Annotated in this window: 19 protein-coding genes and 1 tRNA gene; 13 read left to right on the top strand and 7 right to left on the bottom strand. The window is 62.6% G+C overall.

Annotation, left to right across the window (positions count from 1 at the left end; genetic code table 11):
• Window positions 1-67: 67 nt before the first annotated feature.
• The 3 genes from LAC81_RS16925 to LAC81_RS16915 all read right to left on the bottom strand — a co-directional run bounded on the left by LAC81_RS16925 (window position 68) and on the right by LAC81_RS16915 (window position 3,954).
• Window positions 68-1,981, bottom strand: coding sequence for an autotransporter assembly complex protein TamA (locus LAC81_RS16925; protein ID WP_223725739.1), 1,914 nt, complete (start codon window positions 1,979-1,981; stop codon window positions 68-70).
• 270 nt (window positions 1,982-2,251) lie between these two features.
• Window positions 2,252-3,481, bottom strand: coding sequence for an MFS transporter (locus LAC81_RS16920; protein ID WP_223725738.1), 1,230 nt, complete (start codon window positions 3,479-3,481; stop codon window positions 2,252-2,254).
• Window positions 3,482-3,696: 215 nt separating this feature from the next.
• Window positions 3,697-3,954 (bottom strand): glycine zipper domain-containing protein, encoded by a 258-nt coding sequence (locus LAC81_RS16915; RefSeq protein ID WP_113541022.1) that lies wholly within the window; start codon window positions 3,952-3,954, stop codon window positions 3,697-3,699.
• A 428-nt stretch (window positions 3,955-4,382) separates the two neighbouring features.
• On the opposite strand from LAC81_RS16915, the gene LAC81_RS16910 reads away from it, so the two are divergent.
• The 4 genes from LAC81_RS16910 (at window position 4,383) to hemA (ending at window position 9,652) form a co-directional block, all read left to right on the top strand.
• Window positions 4,383-4,871, top strand: a complete 489-nt coding sequence (locus LAC81_RS16910; protein WP_034802397.1) for a (2Fe-2S)-binding protein — start codon at window positions 4,383-4,385, stop codon at window positions 4,869-4,871.
• An 80-nt stretch (window positions 4,872-4,951) separates the two neighbouring features.
• Complete coding sequence (locus LAC81_RS16905; RefSeq protein ID WP_223725737.1) at window positions 4,952-7,297, top strand: xanthine dehydrogenase family protein molybdopterin-binding subunit; 2,346 nt, start codon at window positions 4,952-4,954, stop codon at window positions 7,295-7,297.
• 11 nt (window positions 7,298-7,308) lie between these two features.
• Window positions 7,309-8,106, top strand: a complete 798-nt coding sequence (locus LAC81_RS16900; protein ID WP_223725736.1) for an FAD binding domain-containing protein — start codon at window positions 7,309-7,311, stop codon at window positions 8,104-8,106.
• Window positions 8,107-8,437: 331 nt separating this feature from the next.
• Window positions 8,438-9,652: a 5-aminolevulinate synthase gene (hemA, locus tag LAC81_RS16895; RefSeq protein WP_223725735.1), complete on the top strand. Its 1,215-nt coding sequence runs from the start codon at window positions 8,438-8,440 to the stop codon at window positions 9,650-9,652.
• A gap of 44 nt (window positions 9,653-9,696) precedes the next feature.
• On the opposite strand, the gene dxr is transcribed toward hemA, so the two are convergent.
• Entirely contained in the window at window positions 9,697-10,872 is a 1,176-nt protein-coding gene (gene dxr, locus LAC81_RS16890; RefSeq protein ID WP_223725734.1) for a 1-deoxy-D-xylulose-5-phosphate reductoisomerase, read from the bottom strand.
• Window positions 10,873-11,082: 210 nt separating this feature from the next.
• On the opposite strand from dxr, the gene LAC81_RS16885 reads away from it, so the two are divergent.
• The 4 genes from LAC81_RS16885 (at window position 11,083) to LAC81_RS16870 (ending at window position 13,648) form a co-directional block, all read left to right on the top strand.
• A complete protein-coding gene (locus LAC81_RS16885) occupies window positions 11,083-11,805 on the top strand; it encodes an META domain-containing protein (protein WP_223725733.1) in 723 nt (240 codons plus the stop codon).
• A gap of 153 nt (window positions 11,806-11,958) precedes the next feature.
• Complete coding sequence (locus LAC81_RS16880) at window positions 11,959-12,120, top strand: Thivi_2564 family membrane protein (protein ID WP_089044368.1); 162 nt, start codon at window positions 11,959-11,961, stop codon at window positions 12,118-12,120.
• Between the two features lie 126 nt (window positions 12,121-12,246).
• The gene (locus LAC81_RS16875; protein ID WP_223725732.1) at window positions 12,247-12,612 is read left to right on the top strand and encodes a VOC family protein; all 366 of its coding nucleotides are present in this window, start codon (window positions 12,247-12,249) and stop codon (window positions 12,610-12,612) included.
• Window positions 12,605-13,648: a phosphatase PAP2 family protein gene (locus LAC81_RS16870; protein ID WP_223725731.1), complete on the top strand. Its 1,044-nt coding sequence runs from the start codon at window positions 12,605-12,607 to the stop codon at window positions 13,646-13,648. The genes LAC81_RS16875 and LAC81_RS16870 overlap by 8 nt, the downstream gene beginning before the upstream one ends.
• Window positions 13,649-13,840: 192 nt before the next feature.
• Here LAC81_RS16870 and LAC81_RS16865 read toward each other — a convergent pair whose 3' ends face one another.
• Complete coding sequence (locus LAC81_RS16865; protein ID WP_223725730.1) at window positions 13,841-14,563, bottom strand: SDR family NAD(P)-dependent oxidoreductase; 723 nt, start codon at window positions 14,561-14,563, stop codon at window positions 13,841-13,843.
• 113 nt (window positions 14,564-14,676) lie between these two features.
• Here LAC81_RS16865 and LAC81_RS16860 point away from each other — a divergent pair, with 113 nt between their 5' ends.
• Window positions 14,677-15,579, top strand: a complete 903-nt coding sequence (locus tag LAC81_RS16860) for a LysR family transcriptional regulator (RefSeq protein WP_223725729.1) — start codon at window positions 14,677-14,679, stop codon at window positions 15,577-15,579.
• A 7-nt stretch (window positions 15,580-15,586) separates the two neighbouring features.
• On the opposite strand, the gene LAC81_RS16855 is transcribed toward LAC81_RS16860, so the two are convergent.
• Together LAC81_RS16855 and LAC81_RS16850 are read right to left on the bottom strand one after the other, a co-directional pair.
• Window positions 15,587-16,084, bottom strand: a complete 498-nt coding sequence (locus LAC81_RS16855; RefSeq protein WP_223725728.1) for a GNAT family N-acetyltransferase — start codon at window positions 16,082-16,084, stop codon at window positions 15,587-15,589.
• Window positions 16,085-16,215: 131 nt separating this feature from the next.
• A tRNA-Arg gene (locus LAC81_RS16850) sits at window positions 16,216-16,292 on the bottom strand.
• Between the two features lie 250 nt (window positions 16,293-16,542).
• Here LAC81_RS16850 and LAC81_RS16845 point away from each other — a divergent pair.
• The 4 genes from LAC81_RS16845 (at window position 16,543) to metH (ending at window position 23,038) form a co-directional block, all read left to right on the top strand.
• On the top strand, window positions 16,543-17,439 hold the full coding sequence (locus LAC81_RS16845; RefSeq protein WP_223725727.1) for an ROK family protein: 897 nt from the start codon (window positions 16,543-16,545) through the stop codon (window positions 17,437-17,439).
• A 3-nt stretch (window positions 17,440-17,442) separates the two neighbouring features.
• Complete coding sequence (locus LAC81_RS16840; protein ID WP_223725726.1) at window positions 17,443-17,937, top strand: heme-degrading domain-containing protein; 495 nt, start codon at window positions 17,443-17,445, stop codon at window positions 17,935-17,937.
• A 3-nt stretch (window positions 17,938-17,940) separates the two neighbouring features.
• On the top strand, window positions 17,941-19,101 hold the full coding sequence (locus tag LAC81_RS16835) for an AGE family epimerase/isomerase (protein WP_223725725.1): 1,161 nt from the start codon (window positions 17,941-17,943) through the stop codon (window positions 19,099-19,101).
• Window positions 19,102-19,267: 166 nt separating this feature from the next.
• A complete protein-coding gene (gene metH / locus LAC81_RS16830) occupies window positions 19,268-23,038 on the top strand; it encodes a methionine synthase (RefSeq protein ID WP_223725724.1) in 3,771 nt (1,256 codons plus the stop codon).
• Window positions 23,039-23,040: the final 2 nt, after the last annotated feature.

Here is a 23,040-nt window from a genome sequence, read left to right as displayed (position 1 = left end):
CTATCAATGGATGAGGGCAATTTGCCGAATCCTGAGGGGAATCTGTTCGAATCACCAAAATCAGGAATCAGAAGGATTGGCCGATACCGGCGTAAATTCCGTACTTGGTGCCACCGGGGTACTTGTTGAGCGGCACGGCGAAGTCGAGACGGATAGGACCGAAGGGTGTCGCATAGCGCAGCCCGATGCCGGCGCCGGCGCGAATGTCGGAGAAGTCGGGCGTCGTATTCGCCGAGACCGTGCCGGCATCGATAAACGGCACCACGCCGATGGTGTCGGTGACCGCGATGCGGGCTTCGAGCGAGGCGTTGACATAGGAACGCCCGCCGGTCTCCCTGTTTTCGGAATTGCGCGGGCCGATTTCCTGGTAGGAATAGCCGCGCACCGAGCCGCCGCCGCCGAGATAGAAGCGGCGGTTTGCCGGGATATCCTCAAGCCCACTGCCGCCGACGAGCATGCCGGCGCCGATCTTGCCGGCGAGAACGAAACGCTTCTCGTCGCCGAGCGCATGGTAGCCCGATGCCGACGCTTCGAAGGACGAGAAGAAGGTCTGGCCCTTGATCTCGTAGCTCGGCTTGGCGTTGATCATCGCCCGGTAGCCTTCGGTCGCGTTCAGTTTGTCGTTGCGGGTATCGCGCACATACTCGAGCGGGATGGCGGCCGTCAGGTAGGAGTTCGAGCCAAAGGCGTCGTCGATATTGGCCCAGCTCAGCTCGCCGCCACCGGAGACGGTGTCGGTGTCCGAGAGTTCGAAGGTTGCACCGGCCGCGCCCGTGAGGATCTTGGCGCGGTAGGCATCCGGGTCCTGGATGTTGGCCTTGAGGCTGGCAGTAAAGGTCGAGGCGGGGCCAAAGGCGCCGGGCTTGGCAAAGAGGATGCCGACCGAATAGTCGAGCTTGTCCAGCTCCTTCGTCTCGCCGATGCGATCGACCGAGCCTTCGATCCGCAGCGATTCCGCCCGGCCGAAGAGGTTGCGATGTCCCCAGTAGCCCGAAAGCCCGAGACCGTCGGTGGTCGAAACCTGGGCGCCGAAACCGAAATATTTGTGTTTGCCCTCGGAGACCTCGATCTTCATCGGGAGCGATCCATCCGGCGACAGTGTACTGGCTTCCTTGATCGTCACGCTCGAGAACACGCCGAGTTGGCGCAGGCGCTCGGATGCCTTGCGGATATCCTCGGGCGAATAGGGACGACCTTCGTTGAGGCGTGAATAGTCGCGCACGAAAGCGGGGTCGACGGTCTTGGTGCCCGACACGCTGACATCGCCGACGGGCGCAACCGGCCCGCCGCTTGCGCCGATGACGACGTCGACGGTGGAATTGGCGTGGTTGGCGACGGCGCTGCGTTCGGTGAGCTTGGCCATCGGCCGGCCCTGCTCGCGCAGGTCGTTCACGACCTTTTCGCCGGCCTTGATGATCAGGGTCGAGTCTGCGCGTCCGCCGGCCGGCAGGCCATAGTCAGCAGGGTTGAACCCTGCGGCATCGCCCTCGAACTTGACGGATCCGACCGTGAATGCCGGACCGGGCGTGACGGTGACGGTCACCGGGATCGCCTTCCCGTCGGGGAAGGACGGATCCGGCGGCAGGCTGTCGATGTCCTGGCCGTTGACGCGGATCGCCACGGTGCCGCCGTAGCGGGCCTTTTCGTAGAGCGCAGCGAGCAGCCGGTCGCGATCGTCGCGCGCGCGGATGGCAAGACCGAGATCGCCGGAGACGGGCTTTTCCTGCCCCTGGACAAGCTGAGAGCTGTTTTCGAGCGCTTCCTTCAGTTCGTCGTCTTCAGTGCCGGCGTCGAAGGTGAGCGTATAGTTGACCGGGTCGATGACCGGCGCTTCCTCTTCGTCGCTCTCGAAGAACTTCATGCCAAAGAGCTTGAAGGCATGGGCGCTTTTGACGGAAATCGGGCCGAGCGCAAACGAGAAGGCGACTGCAAGCGCAGTTGCGGCCTTCCAGTACGCAATACTCGACCGTGGTGGGGACATTCGCTTCCGCATCCCGTCTTCAGGCGACCCAATACAAACTGCCTTCATATGCGGCGGGGGTCACTATTGCATGCCTAAGGTTTTCCATCTGTTAACGATGACGGCCGGCTGCATCCACCCCCGATGCCGATTTTCGGTGCCGATTTCATGGAAAAAGCTCCGAAATGTTGTCTGCGCAGCACAACCATAGGCTCTGGACGGATGGCGGCCAGCCAAGCGCGCCGGCCTCTTGCCGGGCGTTTGGCTGGCTTTGTCTGCGGCTGCTCGGGCTTAGGCGGCTTCCGGCAGCGCCCGCAACTGCGGCACGCGGGAGGCGATGATGACGAGAAACTGGACCAGGAAACCTGCGGCGGCAACGGCCAGACATGCCTCGACGCCGAAGCGCGTGGCGACGAGCGCCCCGAGCGCTGCGCCGATCGGCCGCGCGCCGAACGTGGCTGTGGTGATGAAGGCGGATACACGCCCGAGCATCGCATTCGGCGTGACGGCCTGGCGCAAGGTGAGGGTGGCGATCGACCAGAGAACCGGGCCGGCGCCGAATAAAAAGAAGCTCAACCCGGCAAGGGCGCCTGAGGGTACCCAGATCGTCGAGAGCATCACGGCGGCGCCCGCCAACCCGCCGAGCGGACCAAGCGCAATCATCACCCCGAACGGGATGCGGCGCGAAATGGCAGGTGCGGCGAAGGCACCGATCATCATCCCGGCGCCATAGATGCCAAGCGTGATGCCAACGCCGGCCGCCGTCAGGCCGAGGGTGTGAATGGCATAGACGACATAGACCGCCTGCAGCACGAACCAGGCCGTATTGAAGACGATCGCCGTGACGAGAATGGGCCTGAGCAGCGTGTGGCCGGCAAGGAAACGTGCACCTTCGACCAGATCCTGAAGAAGCTTGCGCTTTGGATTGCTCGGCTGGTGGTGATCACGAAGGCCGGCAAGCAGGACGACGGAGAGAAGGGAAAGCGAGGTGGCGGCGACATAGGCGAGCGACGCGCCCGTCCATGCAACGATTGCGCCGCCGATCGCCGGTCCGCCGGAATAGGCAAGGCTGCGGGCGAGCTCCAGCCAGCGATTGGTATCGGCCAGTTGGTTGCGGGGTACGATCGCCGGGATGAGAGCGGGGGCCGCGACATTGTAGCAGACGGTACCGATGGCGCCGATGAAACCCATCACGGCCAGAAGCGGCAGGGTCAACAGGCCGCTGAGCATCAGCAGCAGCGTGGCGGCCAGCGACAGCGCGCGCAGCATTTCCGAGGTGACCATCAGCCGGCGTCGGGAGGCGCGATCAGCGACCAGGCCGGCCGGGATGGAGAGCAGGAGGAACGGAAGCGTCTGCGCCATCTGCAGCCATCCGGTCTCCGCCGGGCCGGCGGCAAGCAGAATCACGGCCGCAAGCGGGGCGGCGGCCAGCGCCATCTGCTCCGAGAACTGCGCGAACAGGTTGGACCAGCCGATCCGCTTGAAGGCTGACGGCAATGGAGTGCTTGGTATTTTCGACATGGAATGACCTCGATGATGACATCTCGAGGACAGCAGACGGATTTGCGTGGACGATAACCACCCGGTTTGCGCACGCCGGATCATTTCTTGGGCCATGCCCGGATTTGCCGGACACCCGAAACGAAAAACCCCCTCAGGCTATCCGCCATGAGGGGGTGAACGGATCCTCCGGCGGGCTTGCGCCACGCCGGAGGACGATCGTCTTTGCCACGCCTTTAGCGCGGGCAGGAGTCGATGTAGCGGCGGCCGTAGCGGTCGCGGTAGTAGCACTGACCCGGCTGTTCCGTGACGTGGCCGATGACCGCGCCGGAAACGCCGCCGATGGCCGCACCGACCGCTGCGCCACGGACGTCGCCGGTGACCGCGCCGCCGATGATCGCGCCGGAAACGGCACCGATGCCGGCGCCCTTTTCCGTCTGGGTGCAGCTTGCGACCGACAGGGCGACCAGCACAAGTGCGATGGCTTTCTTCATGTTGTCCTCTCCGATCTCTACGGATCTCAGCCTGTTGCTGTGTCCGTACTTGGATGATGGCGGAGCCGGGATCATCCCGCTCCACCTGAACTTGCAGTTCGGAAAATACGCGGTCCCCATTGAAAGTCTACGGGGCCTGCGGCTTCTTCCGGCGCGCAAGATAATGATATCGTTCCTGAACGGGACATGAAGGCGCAGTTCCCGCAGATACAACCGGTGTAGAAAAATTTTGTCGTCCGATGAGCCGTAGCGGTTGCGGCATTCCAAAAAAAGACAAATGATACAAACAAGCCTGCGAATTCCAGGAGGAGTGGATCCGTAGGCGAAGGGCATCGATATCAGTTGGCGCGTATCCTAGTCGCGTGAACCATCTCACCCGACTTTTTGGCCGCGCTCGTGTTGGCATTGACCGACCCCGGAGGAGCGAAATGGCGAAAGTGACAATGACGGTCAACGGCCGTCAGGTGAGCGGGCATTGCGATGACCGCACACTACTGGTGCAATTCATACGTGAAAATCTTGGACTGACGGGCACCCATGTGGGCTGCGACACCTCGCAGTGCGGCGCCTGCGTCATCCATATGGACGGAAAATCGGTCAAAAGCTGTTCCATCCTCGCCGCGCAGGCGGCAGGGTCCACGATCACCACCATCGAAGGGTTGGCGGCGGACGGCGAGCTGCATCCGGTGCAGGCAGCGTTCAAGGCCAATCACGGCCTGCAATGCGGCTTCTGCACGCCCGGCATGGTGATGACCGCCGTCGACATGATCCGCCGGCATCAGGGCCAATTGGACGAGGCGACGGTGCGCGCCGAACTCGAAGGCAACATCTGTCGCTGCACCGGCTACCACAATATCGTCAAGGCAATCCTTGCCGCTGCCGCCGAGATGAGCGGCGCCCGGGTGGCCGCGGAGTAGCGGCCCGATGAGGGCGAACAAGGCGTCGCCCTGCATGTCATCGAAGGACTGTCGCTGGAAATCTCGGGAGGAGATCGGCAATGGGAGTTGAAGGCATTGGCGCGCGCGTGGCGCGCAAGGAGGACAAGCGGTTCCTGACCGGCAAGGGCCGCTATACGGACGACATGTCCGTGCCGGGCATGAAATATGCAGTCTTCGTACGCAGCCCGCATGCGCATGCGAAGATCCTGAAGGTGGATGCGTCTGCGGCCAAGGGCATGCCCGGCGTGATCGACGTGCTCGACGGCAAGCAGATCCTCGCCGATGGCATCGGCAACCTGATCTGCGGCTGGATGATCCATTCCAAGGATGGCTCGCCGATGAAGATGGGCGCCTGGCGCCCGCTCGCGCATGAAACCGTTCGTTATGTCGGCGATGCCGTTGCAATCGTCGTTGCCGATAGTGTTGCCGAGGCGCGTGACGCGGCCGAGGCCGTCGTCGTCGATTACCTGGAGCTTCCCGTCGTGACCGATGCGTCCAGGGCGCTGGAGGCAGGGCAGCCGCAGCTTCACCCGGAGGCACCGAACAATCTGATCTTCGACTGGCAGATCGGTGACGAAACGGATACCGACAAGGCGATCGCCGCTGCGGCGCACGTCACCGAGATCACGATCCACAACAACCGGCTCTCGCCCAACCCGATGGAGCCGCGCGCGGCGCTCGGGATCTATGACGCCGGCGACGACCACTACACCTGCTACACGACCAGCCAGAACCCGCATGTGGCGCGGCTGGTGATGAGCGCCTTCTATAATGTCGCTCCGGAGAACAAGCTTCGGGTCATCGCACCCGATGTCGGTGGCGGCTTCGGGTCGAAGATCTACATTTATCCGGAAGAGATCGTCTGTCTGTGGGCCTCGAAACGCACCGGCGTGCCGGTCAAATGGACGTCGGATCGCACCGAGGCATTCCTGACCGATGCGCATGGCCGCGACCACGTGTCGAAGGTGAAGATGGCATTCGATGCGAACAATCGTATCATCGGGCTCAAGGTCGATACGGTCGCCAATCTCGGCGCCTATATGTCGCTCTTCTCCTCGGCGGTGCCGACCTATCTCTATGCGACGCTGCTCTCCGGCCAGTACGACATCCCGGCGATCCATGCGAACGTTCGCACCGTCTACACCAACACGGCGCCGGTCGATGCCTATCGCGGTGCCGGGCGGCCGGAAGCGACATACCTGCTCGAACGCACGATGGAGACGGCGGCGCGCGAACTCGGCGTCTCGCCTGCGGAATTGCGTCGGGTCAATTTCATCCGCTCCTTCCCGCACCAGACGCCTGTCATCATGAACTATGACGCCGGCGACTACGACGCCTCGCTCGAAGCGGCGATGAAGGCGGCCGACTGGAACGGCTTTGCCGCGCGCAAGGCGGAAGCCGCCGGCCGCGGCATGAAGCGCGGCATCGGCATGAGCTGCTACATCGAGGCCTGCGGCATTGCGCCGTCGGCAGCGGTGGGTTCGCTCGGCGCCGGCGTCGGGCTTTGGGAATCGGCCGAGGTGCGGGTCAACGCCGTCGGTACGATCGAGGTCCTGACCGGCTCGCACAGCCATGGCCAGGGCCACGAGACGACCTTTGCCCAGCTCGTCGCAGATCGCTTTGGTGTGCCGCTCGACAGCGTCAACATCGTGCATGGCGATACCGACAAGGTTCAGATGGGCATGGGTACCTATGGTTCCCGTTCCGGCGCCGTCGGCATGTCGGCCGTCGTCAAGGCGCTCGACAAGGTCGAGGCCAAGGCGAAGAAAATTGCTGCGCATCTGATGGAAGCGGACGAGAGCGACATCGTCATCGAAAACGGAGAACTGAAAGTCGCCGGTACCGACAAGGCGGTGCCCTGGTTCCAGATGGCGCTTGCCGCCTATACCGCCCATAATCTGCCGGCAGGCATGGAGCCGGGGCTGAAGGAGGGCGCCTTCTACGACCCGGCCAACTTCACCTTCCCGGCCGGTTGCTACATCTGCGAGGTGGAGGTCGATCCGGAAACGGGCCGGACCAAGATCATCCAGTTCGTCGCCGCCGACGACTTCGGCAACATCATCAACCCGATGATCGTCGAGGGACAGGTGCATGGCGGGCTGGCGCAGGGCATCGGCCAGGCGTTGCTCGAAGGCGTGCACTATGATGCCTCGGGTCAGCTTCTGACGGCAAGCTACATGGACTACGCCATGCCGCGCGCAGACGATCTGCCGTCGTTCCAGGTCTCGACCTCGAACACGCCCTGCCCGAACAATCCGCTGGGGATCAAGGGCTGCGGCGAGGCCGGCGCGATCGGCTCGCCACCGGCGCTCATCAACGCCATCACCGATGCCATCGGCAACAACGAGCTCACCATGCCGGCAACACCGCACAAGGTGTGGGCGGCGGTCAACGCGGCCAACTGAGGAGGACACTCATGTACGAGACCCAATATCACCGGGCGTCCTCGGTTCAGGATGCTGTCAGTCGAATGGAAGCGGCCGGCGAAGGCAAATATGTCTCCGGCGGTATGACGCTGATCCCGACGATGAAGCAGCGGCTGGCCGCGCCAAGCGATCTGATCGACCTTCGCCATATCGCCGAGATGCAGGGCATCACGGTCTCCGGCCGCTCGGTGCGGATCGGCGCGGCCACGACCCATTATGACGTGGCCTCGTCGGTTGCGCTCAGAACCGTTTGTCCGGCGATCTGCAACCTTGCCAGCCATATCGGCGACCCGCACGTACGGCATATGGGTACGATCGGCGGCTCCATCGCCAACAACGACCCGGCGGCCGACTATCCGGCAGCGATGCTGGCGCTTGGCGCAACGATCGTGACCAACAGGCGCGAGATCGCGGCGGACGATTTTTTCGCCGGCCTCTTCGAAACGGCGCTGGAAGACAGTGAAATCGTCGTCGCGATCAGCTTCGACGCTCCGGCGAGGGCCGCCTACCAGAAGTTCGCCAATCCGGCATCGCGCTATGCGATGACCGGCGTCTTCGTAGCGAGGCGGGATAATGGCGAGGTTCGTGTGGCTGTGACCGGTGCCGGTGCAAACGGTGTCTTTCGCCAGTCGGACATGGAAGCGGCACTTTCGGCCAACTGGTCGCCGGATGCGCTCGCCAATATCAGCGTCGATGCTTCGGACCTGCTCTCCGACATTCACGCTGATGCGGCCTATCGCGCCAACCTGGTGAAGGTCATGGCCAAGCGCGCCGTGGCGGCGGCTTGAACGGCGTCGACATCGCCAATGCGAACAGCAAAAAAGGACGGTTTCGGCCGTCCTTTTTTCATCCTTGCTTGACTTCGATCAAGCTTGCAGGAATGAACATGCGCTAAGGCTTTCTTTGGAATGTTTCAAAACTAGGGCTGTCTGGTTTGAAATGGTTTCCGTGAAAGCAGCGAAGATGCTTCGGCCCGAAAATGCTAGATCATCCGTGATGCATTCATTGGACGCGCAGCGCTTCAGGGGCCTTTTGCCGCAGTTGGCAGATGCCTAGCATTCCGAGGTTGACCCCAGGTCGCTTTGAATCAAGAAAAGCGACCGGGCACTGGAGAAAATGATGGATTTCGAGAATTTCTTTAAGAACGAACTGGACGGACTGCATCAGGAAGGCCGCTACCGGGTTTTCGCGGACCTCGCCCGTCATCGCGGCAACTTTCCGAAGGCAGCGCGCCATACGGCTGCGGGCGTCCAGGAAGTCACCGTCTGGTGCTCGAACGACTATCTCGGCATGGGCCAGCATTCTGTCGTCACCGGGGCCATGAAGCGCGCCATCGACGAATGCGGCGCCGGCGCCGGCGGCACCCGCAACATCTCCGGTACCAACCACTACCACGTCCTGCTTGAGCGCGAGCTCGCGGACCTGCATGGCAAGGAATCGGCGCTGCTGTTTACCTCGGGCTACGTGTCCAACTGGGCCGCCCTTGGCACGCTCTGTTCCAAGATTCCTGGTGTCATCGTCTTCTCGGACGCCGGGAATCACGCTTCGATGATCGAGGGGATCCGTCACTCCAAGTGCGAGCGCGTCATCTTCAAGCACAATTCTGTCGCTGACCTCGAAGCAAAGCTCGCCGCCGCCGATCCGCGCGCGCCGAAGCTCATCGCCTTCGAGTCCGTCTATTCCATGGACGGCGACATCGCGCCGATCAAGGAATTCTGCGACCTCGCCGACAAGTACGGCGCCATGACCTATCTCGACGAAGTCCATGCCGTCGGCATGTACGGTCCGCGCGGCGGCGGCATTGCCGAGCGCGAAGGCCTGATGCATCGCCTGACGGTCATCGAGGGCACGCTCGGCAAGGCCTTCGGCGTCATGGGCGGCTACATCACCGGCTCCGCGGCGCTCTGCGACTTCATCCGCTCGTTTGCTTCCGGCTTCATCTTCACGACGGCGCTGCCGCCGACGCTTGCGGCCGGCGCGCTCGCCTCGATCCGTCACCTGAAGGAAAGCCAGGTCGAGCGCTTCGCGCACCAGGAGCGCGTGCGTCGCCTTCGTTCGCTGCTCGACCAGCGTGGCATTCCGCATATGCCGAACCCGAGCCATATCGTGCCGGTCATGGTCGGCGATGCTGCCAAGTGCAAGTGGATCTCCGACCTGTTGCTCGACAACTTCGGAGTCTACGTTCAGCCGATCAACTATCCGACGGTGCCGAAGAAGACCGAGCGTCTGCGCATCACCCCGACGCCGCTGCACTCGGACGCCGACATCGATCACCTCGTCGGCGCGCTGCATTCGCTGTGGTCGCGCTGTGCGCTGGCCCGCGCCGTGGCCTGAGGCCAATCAAGCCGGCGCCGGGTGCGCCGGTCGAAAAAAATGGACTACTGAAGAAGCCCGGCCGCCAGTTGCCGGGCTTTTTCGTCGGCGGCGAAGACGTCGTCCATCGATGCGGCGGCCGGCAGACCGGCGAGCCTGTCCATGACCTTTTCGACGATCTCTGCCATGGCGAGAAAGCCGGTGCGGCCGGCAATGAAGGCGTCGAGCGCCGTTTCCTTGGCGCCGTTGAGCACGGCGCCCTGAACGCCGCCTTCGACCATGGCACGCCGCGCCAGGCGGATGGCCGGGAAGCGCACTTCGTCCGGCGCTTCGAAATCGAGCCGCGACAGCTTGGCGAAATCGAGCCGTTCGATCGGCAGGTTGCAGCGGCTCGGATAGGAGAGCGCATAGCCGATGGCGGTGCGCATGTCCGGGCAGCCGAGCTGCGCCAGCACCGAGCCGTCGGTGTAGCCGACCATCGAGTGGATGACCGACTGCGGGTGCACGATCACTTCCACCTGTTCCGGCTTCAGCGCAAAGAGGTGCTTCGCCTCGATCATCTCCAGTGCCTTGTTGAACATCGAGGCGCTGTCGATCGAGATCTTCAGGCCCATCGACCAGTTCGGATGGGCACGCGCGACATCGGCGGTCACGTATCGCATCTCCTCGAGCGACTTGGTGCGGAAGGGGCCGCCCGACGCCGTCAGGATAATGCGCTCGACCGCGTGGCGCTGGTGCTCTTCCAGCACCTGGAAGATGGCGTTGTGTTCGCTGTCGACCGGCAGCAGCCGGCCGCCGCCCTTCTTCACCGCCTCGATGAACAGGTTGCCGGCGGAAACCAGGCACTCCTTGTTGGCAAGCGCGATGTCTGCGCCGCGGCGCGCGGCGGCGAGCGTCGGGGCAAGGCCGGCATTGCCGACAATGGCCGCCATCACCCAGTCTGCGTCACGTTCGGCCGCTTCAATCAGCCCGGTCTTGCCGGCGGCAACGGCAATGCCGGTGCCGGCAAGTGCTTCCTTCAGGTTTTCGTATTGGTTTTCGTTGGCGGTGACGGCGAGCTCTGCGCCAACCTTCACGGCCTGCTCGGCGAGCAGGGGAATGTTGCCGTTGCCGGTGACGGCGACGACGTCGAACCGCTCGCGGCCGCCGAGACGCTCGATGACGTCGAGCGTGTTGGTGCCGATCGAGCCGGTCGAGCCGAGAATCGTCAGTCGGCGCTTCGCACTGTCGCGGGATGCCATGCCAATACCCATGTTCTTCTTTTCGGACGGGGTGCCGGCGCAGCTTTCGCCGCGCACACGTGATCTTCGCGAGATCGATCCGAGTTTTTTTATGTTGTGCGCTAGGCTCTACAGGCGAATTTCGCCGGCAACAAGGGCGCGGCCTTCAATCCGTCGCGTCTACGGGCTAAGAATCGGGCATCCTTGAGTCGACGCTGGAAGGAATTCGCGATGCTGAAAGTCATTACCGCCGTTTCCTGCGCTTGCGTGACCATCGAGATGGCCTCGATGCAGCCCGTTGCGGCCGAAGACGTGCCACAGCAGCTGGTCGGCACCTGGCTTGCCGAGGATATCGGTGGCGGCGGCGTGATAGACAATCTGCAATCGACGCTCGAAATCCGCGAGGACGGCACGTATGGCGGCATGGCCGGCTGCAACCATTTCACCGGCACCTTCAGCCTTTCGGGCTCGAAGATCACCTTTGGTCCCGCTGCTGCAACGCGCAAGATGTGTGTGCCGGCGGCGATGACCCAGGAGCAGAAATTCCTGGAGGCGCTTCGCAGCGAACTCTCCTGGACCGTCGAGGGCTCCAAGCTCGTGCTCGACAAGCCGGAGGGCCGGACTGCGATCAAACTGGCGTTGATGGCGGCCGGTTCCGAAGGGGCCGACGTGACCTTCCGCGTCCCGGGCGCCGGTGCCGTCGATCGGCAATCGATGCGCTACGATTGCGGCGGCAAGCCGGTGGAAGCCGAGTACATCAATGCCGGGCCGGTCTCGCTGGTGACTTTCACCATCGACGGCACCTTCGTCGTGGCATCGAACGTGATCTCGGGCTCGGGCGCCAAATATGCCGGTGGTCAGTACATCTGGTGGACCAAGGGTGACGAGGCAACGCTGTTCGATGCGACGAAGGGCGAAGGTGATCAGGGGATCGCCTGCAAGCCTGCCTCCTGACGCCGATCCTTCGGCGGCGTGAACCGCATTCTCCCCGCGCGTATCGGGCCTGTCGGCCGTATAAGTTCACGCCCCGATTGGAACTTTTGCCCTCGCCTCCTAGTTACATTTCCGACGCCATCGCGGCGCTGTTGTGAAAATGGGAGTTGATCCATGGGGCTGCTTATCGGAATTCTGATTACGTTTCTTGTCATCGTGCTGGTGCTTTATCTCGTCCAGCGGCTGCCGCTCGACGCGCGTGCCAAACAGATCGTCCAGATCATCGTGATCATCATCGGCATCATCTCTCTGTTGAAATACCTGGCCGTCTTCTGACGTGCCGCCTTCCAGCCAAAGGCCGCCGGATCGCAAAGTCCGGCGGCCTTTGGCTATGCGCTGCATGCTGACAAAATCTGACAGCGGTAACGTCTAGGTTCCGGGCATCGAAAAGGAGACCCGACGATGCTGTCACCGAACCTCATCCTCTATGTGAACGATCCGGCAAGAAGTGCTGTGTTCTATACCGACCTCTTTGGGCGCGAACCCGTCGCATCCTTCCCGACCTATGTCGCCTTCGCGCTCGAAAACGGCTTGACCTTCAGCCTCTGGTCCACTGCGGCGAGGGACTTCGTCTCATCAGGCACAGGGCATCGTTCGGAGGTGGCTTTCATGGTGAGGAATGACGCGGAGGTCGAGCGTCTCTATGATGGCTGGCGGGGCCAAGGGATTACGATCGAGCAGGAGTTGAAAACAGCCGTTTTCGGCCGCACCTTCGTCGCGCTCGACCCGGATGGTCACCGTCTGCGCGTATGCAGGCCGGATGATTGAGTTGCCAGTTGAACCAAGTATTGCCGGTATTGGCAAAGAATGGTTCTATGTCGACATGGGGGCTAATCGTCGTTTGGTTTCGATCATCGTTGCCGTGACTCTATTGTTCGCGGTGATCGATGTTGTGTGGCTGCCGATTTCAACAATCAGCCTTGATCCGCGAAACTTTGGTCGCCTGGCAAAGGCGGCCTCGGCCGCATTAGCCGCCTACCTGATCGGCAGGCTTGTTCTTTACCGCCTGCGCGACGAAAGCTCTTGGGCGGCCCGTGCGATGCGCTGGGCCGCCGACAGCCTGATTGTGCTGGCCGCAGTCTCCATGATCTTTTTGCCGCTCGGATTCGTCAGTGCGATCTTCATGTATATCGCCTCGGCGACTCAGGTTCCCCTGGTCGATGGCAACTTGGCGGCACTCGACGCGGCACTCGGATTCGATTGGCGTTCGTTTCTGGAGACGACGAACGGCTCTCCGCCGGTCGCCTGGGCACTGGTGATTGCCTATCACAGTCTGGCGCCTCAGGTGATTGGGCTATTTCTGCTGTACAGTGCGGTTCGCCGAGCAGACAAAGCTTTGGAGTTCGTCGCGCTGCTTGCGGTGTCCTCGGTGTTTACCGGCCTGTTGATGGCGATGTTTCCAGCCGCCGGCGCCTATGCCTATTTCGATCCGGCGCCCGAAACCTTCGACGCTTTCACTGCGCAAGCCGGGATGTGGCACTACTCCGAACTGTTGAGGCTGAGGTCCGGGGAAAGCTTCAACCTTTTCGTTGCAAATGCGCAAGGCCTTGTGACCTTCCCTTCCTACCACACGGCCGTCGGAATCATGATCATCTATTCCCTGCGCAGCCTTCGCTGGGTCGCTGCCCCGATCGCGGTTTTGAATGCCGTGATGATCGTCGGTACGCTGCCGGAGGGCGGGCATCATTTGAGCGATGTGGTCGCCGGCGCAATTGTCGCCGTGGTTTCAATCCTTGTGGTTCGAGCGGTCATGGCAATGGGGCAGGAACGCTATCAGTCCGAGCAGGCCGCGACGGCGCGGTAGGCCCTGGCCGAAACAGGAAGGGCCAGAACAAAAAAGGCCGGGGCAAACCCGACCTTCCTCATCACCTTCCGTCGATGCCAGTTCATCCGTGGTCATCAAGAAGGTGTGACTGTTCAATAGCTTGTGTTCGTGACAGGCAAATGACGAACCGCTCTTGCTGATCGAGTGCGAAGCGGCTGGTGCCGCTTGCCGTTACCATTTCCCCAGGTGCGCGCCGCCATCGACGTTCAGTACCTCACCGGTTATGCGCGGCGCCCTGGTCAGGAACAGCACGGCATCGACGATCTCGTCGACACTGGAAATGCTGTGCATCGGCGAGAGCGTATTCAGGAAATCCTTCGGGTTGTCCTTGTGGAGCGGCGTGTCGACAACGCCCGGTGCCACGACGTTGACGCGGATTCCGTCCCTTGCGTATTCCATGGCGATATTCTTCGAGATTGCGTTGATGCCGCCCTTGGTCAGCATGGCGACCGAGGCGTTCATGCCTGCGATCGGGCGATCGGCGAGCGGCGTCGTGATGCTGACAATGCTGCCGCCTCGCTTCTGCGCAAGCATCTGCCCGACGACCAGTTGGGTCAGGTGCAGGAAGCCCTCGATGTTGGTGGCGCTCAGCAGTCGATAGTCCTCAGCCGTGTAGTCGACAAAAGGCTTGGTGAAGAAGATGCCGGCATTGTTGACGAGCGCGTCGATCGAACCGAAGCGGTCGATCGCGGTTTCGACGACCCGTTTGGCGGTGGCGGGATCGGCGATATCGCCGTCGACCCGCGCGAGTCTGTCCGACCCGGTGATTTCGCGCGATCCGCTGACATTGCGCGAGGTCGCGACGACGCTATAGCCCTGTGCCAGAAAAGCATTTGCCAGGCCCGCGCCGATGCCCTGGGATGCACCGGTGACGATGGCGACTTTGTTTGTCATCTGATCTCTCCGTGGTTGGACGGTTTCGGTGAGATCAATATGGCTGCCACCCGATTGCGCGATTAGATGGAAATATATGGAATTACTTTTCCAGTAGTGCAAAAATAATCGGCATGGTCGATCTGAACGACATCGCGGTCTTTGCGGCCGTTGCCCAATTCGAGAGTTTCAGCCGGGCGGCGCAGGCGCTCGGCATGCCGGTCTCCACCGTCAGCCGCAAGGTCACGGCTCTGGAGGAACGGCTCGGCGTCACCCTGATCCAGCGGACGACGCGCAAGCTCAGTCTCACGGCACAGGGGCGCGCCTATCATGCGGAGTGCAGCGAACCGCTGAACCAGCTTCGCGACGCGGAACGGGTGCTGAGCGAAGCGCAGAGAAAGCCCGAGGGATTGCTGCGGGTCACCGTTCCCATGACCCTGGGGCAGCCACCGTTCTTCGACTTCCTGTCTGCATTCCTGAAGAAGTACCCGGATATCGAGGTCGATCTGCTCGTCACCAATGTGTTCATGGACCTCGTCGCCGAAAATATCGACGTGGCGGTGCGATTTGGCGAATTGCGCGATTCGTCGCTTGTCGCGCAGCGCATCGGCAGAAGCACCCACTTCCTTGTGGCGGCTCCTGGTTATCTCGACCAACAGGGCGTGCCGTTGCAGCCCGAAGATCTACGCGGCCACCGCTGCGTGCTGGTCAATGCCCGCAGCAACGAAGCCGAATGGCACCTGGTCAAGGGTGCCGAATCGATCAGGCTTCCCGTGACCGGAGCGGTTTCTGTCCACGATATTCAATCGGCGAGCGCCATGACCGAACGCGGCCACGGCATCGGCCGGCTTCCGCCGATCTTCTGCGACAGCCTGCTGGCGAGCGGCAAGCTCGTGCGCGTGCTTCCGGGGTGGTCGGCACCGGATGTTTTCGTGCACGCGGTTTATCCGACCCGGCGGTTCCTGCCATCGCGCCTACAGGTGTTTCTGCAGGAGCTTAAGGCTTGGCGAGGGCCGGCATGGCAACCACTTCGGTGAGCGCGCGCTAGGCGATCTCTTCGTGCTTTTGCGCAAAGACGCTGAAACCGGCGCGGCGGTAGGTGTCTTGCGCCTTGGGGTGATCCCATTCGTCGGTGTGCAGCCAGACGCGGTTCGGTCTGCGGACCCACACGGCGCGTAGCGCGCTGCCGAGGAGGAACGGTCCAAGCTTTCTGCCATACGCCTCCGGTATAAGGCCGAAATGGGTGAGCTCGATATCCGGCGTATCGACACGGTCAAACTCGCAGAGCCCGATCGCGCGACCATTCAAGCGGAGAATATAAAAGCCCGCCGTGGGACTGCTGAGGAAGCCGCCGAGATCGGCTGCGGGCATGTGCAGCCGCTGATCCCAACGCAACGGTTCCCCGACGGCACGATAGAGCGACAGGAACGCGGCGGCATCCGGACGTTCGGACGCGACCGCTGCATGCTCGATCGGCGGCGGAAGCGCTTCGCCCGCGGGCTGCGTGCGCATTTCCATGTAGGTCACAAGCAGCAGGGCCATGCGTGCACCAGAGTAACGCGTTTGACTGTGATCTCACGTCTTTGGCAGGGCATAGGGTGCTGCGTAAGCGCGAGTGGGGAACGTTCTGGGGATTGCCGGGGAACGGGTACTTTCTAATTAATTGATTTTTATGGTGATCCCGCCGCGATTCGAACGCGGGACCCCCAGATTAGGAATCTGGTGCTCTATCCTGCTGAGCTACGGGACCACTTGGATAGCACCCATACAAAAGCGCGGCCTCTTCGCCAAGTGTTTTTGCGCATGGGCAGGCGGAAATGCAGGTGGCACCAAGCTTTGGCTGTCTTGACAGGCGGCGCGTTGGCGCCATCGCCTGGGCGTTTAAATCGATTACGAAACGGGCTGGTCTTTCAGGTCTTTCGAATGCTAAGCAAGGCGGGCGTCGGCTTGAGGAGGCGGGCGCTCCCCTTTGAGACCTTCATCAGAGACCTGATCCACATATGTTCATCGGAATAGATTGGGGCGGCACGAAAATGGAAGTCATCGCGCTTGGCCGCGATGGCGAAATGCGCGCCCGTCATCGCGTCTCGACCCCGACCAGCGGCTATGACGATTGCATTCGCGCCGTTCTCGATCTCGTTGCCGCGGCCGAACAGACGGCCGGCGAAAAGGGCTCGATCGGCATAGGCATTCCCGGTAGCCCCAATCCGCGCACCGGCATCGTGCGCAACTCCAACGCGGTGCTGATCAACGGCAAGCCGCTCGGGCGTGACCTCGAAACGGCGCTTGGCCGTCCGGTGCGGCTCGCCAACGACGCCAACTGCCTGGCGGTTTCAGAAGCGGTCGACGGCGCCGGCAAGGACGCCCATGTGGTGTTCGGCGTCATCGTCGGTACCGGCCATGGCGGCGGGCTGGCGATCGACAAGAAGGTCCATGCCGGCTACCAGGGCGTTGCTGCCGAGATCGGCCATTATCCGCTGCCCTGGATGACAAGGGACGAATATCCCGGACACAAGTGCTGGTGCGGCAAGCACGGCTGCCTCGACATGTATGCCTGCGGCACCGGCGTCGAGCTCGACTACCGGATCACCACGGGCGTCGAGCGCCGTGGCCGCGACATCATCGAAGCGAAGCGGGCTGGCGATCCGGTTGCGACGGGCGTCTACGAGCGTTTCGTCGACAGGCTGGCGCGGAGCCTGGCGCTCCTTACCAATATCGTCGACCCCGACGTCTACGTGCTTGGCGGCGGCATGTCGAATGTGGATGAGATCTATGACGACGTCCCGCCACGGGTGGTCAATTATCTCTTCGGCGATACGTTCGAAACGCCTGTTCGCAAGGCCCTGCATGGTGACAGCTCCGGCGTGCGCGGCGCAGCCTGGCTCTGGAAGGAATGACCCATGAATATCGACAAGGATCTGAGCCGCATCGCGCGGCAAGAACAGGAATTGCAGTTCGAGCGCTTTGATCTCGAAACGGCCTGGGAACTCGGCGCACTGCTGCGCAAGATGGCGGTCGAGCGCAAGCTCGGTGTCGTCATCGACATTACCCTCTTCTCGATGCAGGTGTTTTATGCCGCGCTTGAAGGGGCGACACCCGACAATCCGAACTGGGTGCGCCGCAAGCGCAACACGGTGTTCCGGCTGTTCAAGAGCAGCTATGCCACCGGCCGCGAGCTCGCGAAGGCGCAGACCAATCTGCAGGCGAAACTCGGGCTATCGGATGCCGACTACGCTGCCCATGGCGGCAGCTTCCCTATCGTCGTCAAGGGCACGGGCTGCGTCGGTGCAGTCACGGTTTCCGGCCTGCCGCAGCGCGAGGACCACAACATGGTCGTCGAGGCGCTGGCGACCTTGCTCGGCAAGGATCACGACACGTTGAAGCTCGAGGGCTGATTGTTGGCAGGCGATATCTTTTCTCAGTCTCAGCGCCTGTCTCAATGGCTGGCCGACAAAGCCCTGCCGCTCTGGCGCGGCAAGGGCGTCGATGCGGCCGGTGGTTTTGTCGAAACGATCGATATGGCCGGTGAGGCGACGCGCGCCAATCGGCGTGCGCGTGTACAGCCGCGGCAGGTCTATTGCTTTGCCGAAGCCGGCAGACGCGGCTGGTCCGGTGACTGGCGCGGTGCTGCCGAAGGCGGACTTGCCTATTTCGATCGCGTCTTCAAGCAGCCGAGCGGCTTCTACGGCGCGCTCGCCGATGCCGACGGCAATCTGCTCGACGGATCCTTCGATCTTTACAACCAGGCTTTCGCCCTGCTCGCCTTCGCCTATCTGGCCGAGGTCACGCCGGCGCGCAAGGCAGAGATGATCGAACGCAGCAACGATCTTCGGTCTCGGATCGAGGCGCATGTCAAGCATCCGGTCGCCGGTTTCGAGGAAGACAATCCCCCACGCCTGCCGCTCTGCTCCAATCCGCACATGCATCTCTTCGAGGCGTGCCTCGCCAGCGAGGCCGTAGAAGGTTTCGATCAGGTCGCCTGGGCCAATCTCGCCGACGAGATTGCGGATCTGGCGATGGACCATTTCATCGACGCCGAGATCGGGGTGCTGCGTGAATTCTTCGACCACGACTGGGCGCCGATGGCCGGCGAGAAGGGCCGCATCGTCGAGCCCGGGCATCTCTTCGAATGGGCGTGGCTGCTGCTTCGCTGGGCGGAGCGTCGCGGCAGCGCCGAGGCGATCGTGAAAGCGCGGCGGCTCTTCGAAATCGGCGAGGCCCATGGCATCTGCGCGGATCGAAACGTCGCGATCATGACGCTTCTCGACGATTTCTCGGTGGCGGATCCGATCGCGCGGCTCTGGCCGCAGACCGAGTGGCTGAAGGCGGCAGTCCGCTTTGCGGCGCTTACCAATGGCACCGAGCGTGAGCGCTATCTCGCTTCGGCCGCGCGGGCGGCTGCAGCACTCCAGACGTTCCTGGAGACGCCCGTTGCTGGCCTCTGGCGCGACAAGCAGAAGGCCGACGGCAGCTTCGTTGACGAACCGGCGCCGGCGAGCAGCTTTTACCACATCCTCTGCGCCATCTATGAAACAGAGGACTGCCTGGCGCGGCTCTAGGATTACCGTTCCGAATCAGGGGTGTGCTCGATGGCCCGTCGCAATTGCGGCGGGCCATTTTCTTTGATTTGTCGGGCAAATGTGATCATCTCATATGTTGACATAAAGATATCTTTATGTGATTGACTCACTTATTGTTTGTCGTTTTCAGAACGGGAGATTTCCCATGTCCGCCATCGGCGCCCTTTTCGGTGACGTTTCCTCCAAGCCGGATGGCTCCGAGATCAAAGAGGCGCTCGCCCGCGCGGCGCATGAGCGCATCCTGATCATGGATGGCGCGATGGGCACGGAAATCCAGCAGCTCGGCTTCATCGAGCAGCATTTCCGCGGCGACCGATTCGGCGGCTGCGCCTGTCACCAGCAGGGCAACAACGATCTTCTGACGCTGACGCAGCCGAAAGCGATCGAAGATATCCACTACGCCTATGCGATCGCCGGCGCCGACATCCTCGAGACCAACACCTTCTCCTCGACCCGGATCGCCCAGGCCGATTATGGCATGGAGGACATGGTCTATGAGCTCAACCGCGACGGCGCCCGGCTGGCGCGCCGCGCCGCCAAGCGCGCCGAGGCCGAGGACGGCCGTCGCCGCTTCGTCGCCGGTGCGCTCGGACCGACAAACCGTACGGCGTCGATTTCGCCCGACGTCAACAATCCCGGCTATCGCGCCGTCACCTTCGACGACCTCCGGATCGCCTATGCCGAGCAGATCCGCGGACTGATCGACGGCGGCGCCGACATCATTCTGATCGAGACGATCTTCGACACGCTGAACGCCAAGGCGGCGATCTTCGCGACCAAGGAAATCTTTACCGAAAAGGGCGTCGACCTGCCGGTCATGATCTCCGGCACGATCACCGACCTCTCGGGCCGCACGCTTTCCGGCCAGACACCGACGGCGTTCTGGCATTCCGTGCGCCATGCCGAGCCCTTCACCATCGGGCTCAACTGTGCGCTCGGCGCCAATGCCATGCGCGCTCACATCGATGAGCTCTCCGGTGTTGCCGATACCTTCGTCTGCGCCTATCCCAATGCCGGCCTGCCGAACGAGTTCGGCCAGTATGACGAGACGCCGGAGCAGATGGCGGCGCAGGTGGAAGCCTTCGCCCGCGACGGCCTCCTCAACATCGTCGGCGGCTGCTGCGGCTCGACGCCCGCCCATATCAGCGCCATTGCCAAGGCCGTTGCCAAGCATCCGCCGCGCGAAATCCCCAAGGTCGAGCCGCTGATGCGTCTTTCCGGCCTGGAGCCGTTCACGCTCACCTCCGACATCCCCTTCGTCAACGTCGGCGAGCGCACCAACGTCACCGGCTCGGCGAAGTTCCGCAAGCTGATCACCGCCGGCGACTATTCGGCCGCACTCGATGTCGCGCGCGATCAGGTCGCGAACGGCGCCCAGATCATCGACATCAACATGGACGAGGGCCTGATCGATTCGAAGCAGGCGATGGTAGAGTTCCTGAACCTCGTGGCCTCGGAGCCGGACATCGCCCGCGTTCCCGTGATGATCGATTCGTCGAAATGGGAGGTGATCGAGGCCGGCCTGAAATGCGTCCAGGGCAAGCCGCTGGTCAATTCCATTTCCATGAAGGAAGGCGAAGAAGCGTTCCTGCATCACGCGAGGCTCTGCCGTGCCTATGGCGCGGCCGTCGTCATAATGGCCTTCGACGAGGTCGGTCAGGCCGATACCAAGGCGCGCAAGGTCGAGATCTGCACGCGCGCCTACACGCTTTTGATCGAAAAGGCGGGTTTCCCGCCCGAGGACATTATCTTCGACCCGAACATCTTTGCGGTCGCGACCGGCATCGAGGAGCACAACAACTACGGCGTCGACTTCATCGAGGCGACGCGCGAGATCATCGCGACCCTGCCGCATGTGCATGTCTCGGGCGGTGTCTCCAACCTTTCATTCTCCTTCCGCGGCAACGAGCCGGTGCGCGAGGCGATGCATGCTGTGTTCCTCTACCACGCCATCCAGGCGGGCATGGACATGGGCATCGTTAATGCCGGCCAGCTGGCCGTCTATGATGCGATCGATCCGGATCTGCGCGAGGCTTGCGAGGACGTGGTGCTCAACCGCCGCACCGATTCGACCGAGCGCATGCTGGAGATTGCCGAGCGCTATCGCGGGCAGGGCGGTGCGCAGGGACGCGAAAAGGATCTCTCCTGGCGTGAGTGGTCGGTGGAGAAGCGTCTCGAACACGCGCTCGTCAATGGCATTACCGAGTACATCGAGGCCGATACCGAAGAAGCACGCCTGACCGCCGCACGGCCGCTGCACGTCATCGAAGGCCCGCTAATGGCCGGCATGAACGTCGTCGGCGATCTCTTCGGATCCGGCAAGATGTTCCTGCCGCAGGTGGTCAAGTCCGCACGTGTGATGAAGCAGGCGGTCGCCGTGTTGTTGCCGCACATGGAGGCGGAAAAGCTTGCCAACGGTGGCGAGGCGCGCGAAAGCGCCGGCAAGATCCTGATGGCGACGGTCAAGGGCGACGTGCACGATATCGGCAAGAACATCGTCGGCGTCGTGCTTGCCTGCAACAATTACGAGATCATCGATCTCGGCGTCATGGTGCCCTCGGCCAAAATCCTCGAAGTGGCGCGCGAGCAGAAGGTGGATATCATCGGCCTCTCCGGTCTCATCACCCCGTCCCTCGACGAGATGGTGCATGTGGCCTCGGAACTGGAACGCGAAGGTTTCGACGTGCCGCTTCTGATCGGCGGCGCGACGACCAGTCGCGTGCATACGGCGGTCAAGATCAACCCGCGCTACGACCGCGGCCAGACCGTCTATGTCACCGATGCCAGCCGTGCCGTCGGCGTCGTCTCCAGCCTCTTGTCGACGGAGGCGCGCGACAATTACATGGAGACGGTGCGGGCGGAATATCGCAAGGTTGCCGACGCGCATGCGCGCAACGAGGCGGAAAAGCGCCGGCTGCCGCTGTCGCAGGCGCGCGCCAACCAGCACAAGATCGACTGGTCCGGCTATAGGGCGAAGGCGCCGTCCTTCCTCGGCACGCGCGTATTCGACACCTGGGACCTGGCAGAACTCGCCCGCTATATCGACTGGACGCCATTCTTCCAGACCTGGGAGTTGAAGGGTGTCTATCCGAAGATCCTGGACGACGAGGCGCAAGGGGCTGCGGCCCGACAGCTGTTCGATGATGCGCAGGCGATGCTCAAGAAGATCATCGAGGAAAAGTGGTTTGCGCCGAAGGCCGTTGTCGGCTTCTGGCCGGCGGGCACGGTCGGCGATGACATCCGGCTTTTCACCGGCGAAGATCGGACTTCGCCGCTCGCGACCTTCTTCACGCTACGCCAGCAGCTCAGCAAGCGCGATGGTCGCCCCAACGTGGCGCTGTCCGATTTCGTCGCGCCGGCCGAGAGTGGCTCCAACGACTATGTCGGCGGTTTCGTCGTGACGGCCGGTATCGAGGAAGTGGCGATCGCCGAGCGTTTCGAACGCGCCAACGACGACTACTCCTCGATCATGGTCAAGGCGCTGGCCGACCGCTTCGCCGAAGCCTTCGCCGAGCGCATGCATGAACACGTGCGACGGGAGCTCTGGGGTTACGCGGCCGATGAGACCTTCACGCCTCAGCAGCTGATCGGCGAGCCCTATGCCGGCATCCGTCCGGCGCCGGGCTATCCGGCCCAACCCGACCATACCGAGAAGGCGACGCTCTTCCGGCTGCTCGATGCCGAAGCGGCAATCGGCGTCAGCCTGACGGAGAGCTATGCCATGTGGCCGGGCTCGTCGGTGTCTGGCCTCTATATCGGCCACCCCGAGGCCTACTACTTCGGCGTCGCCAAGGTCGAACGCGATCAGGTTGAGGACTACGCCGAACGCAAGCGCATGCCGGTGCGCGAGGTCGAGCGCTGGCTGTCGCCGATCCTCAACTACGTGCCGATGCCGGAAACCGAGGCGGCAGAGTAACG

The organism is Ensifer adhaerens, from assembly GCF_020035535.1.
In the GTDB taxonomy this organism is placed as follows: domain Bacteria; phylum Pseudomonadota; class Alphaproteobacteria; order Rhizobiales; family Rhizobiaceae; genus Ensifer.
The sequence above is the reverse complement of the archived record's forward strand: the minus strand, read 5'-3'. Positions and strand labels throughout refer to the sequence as shown.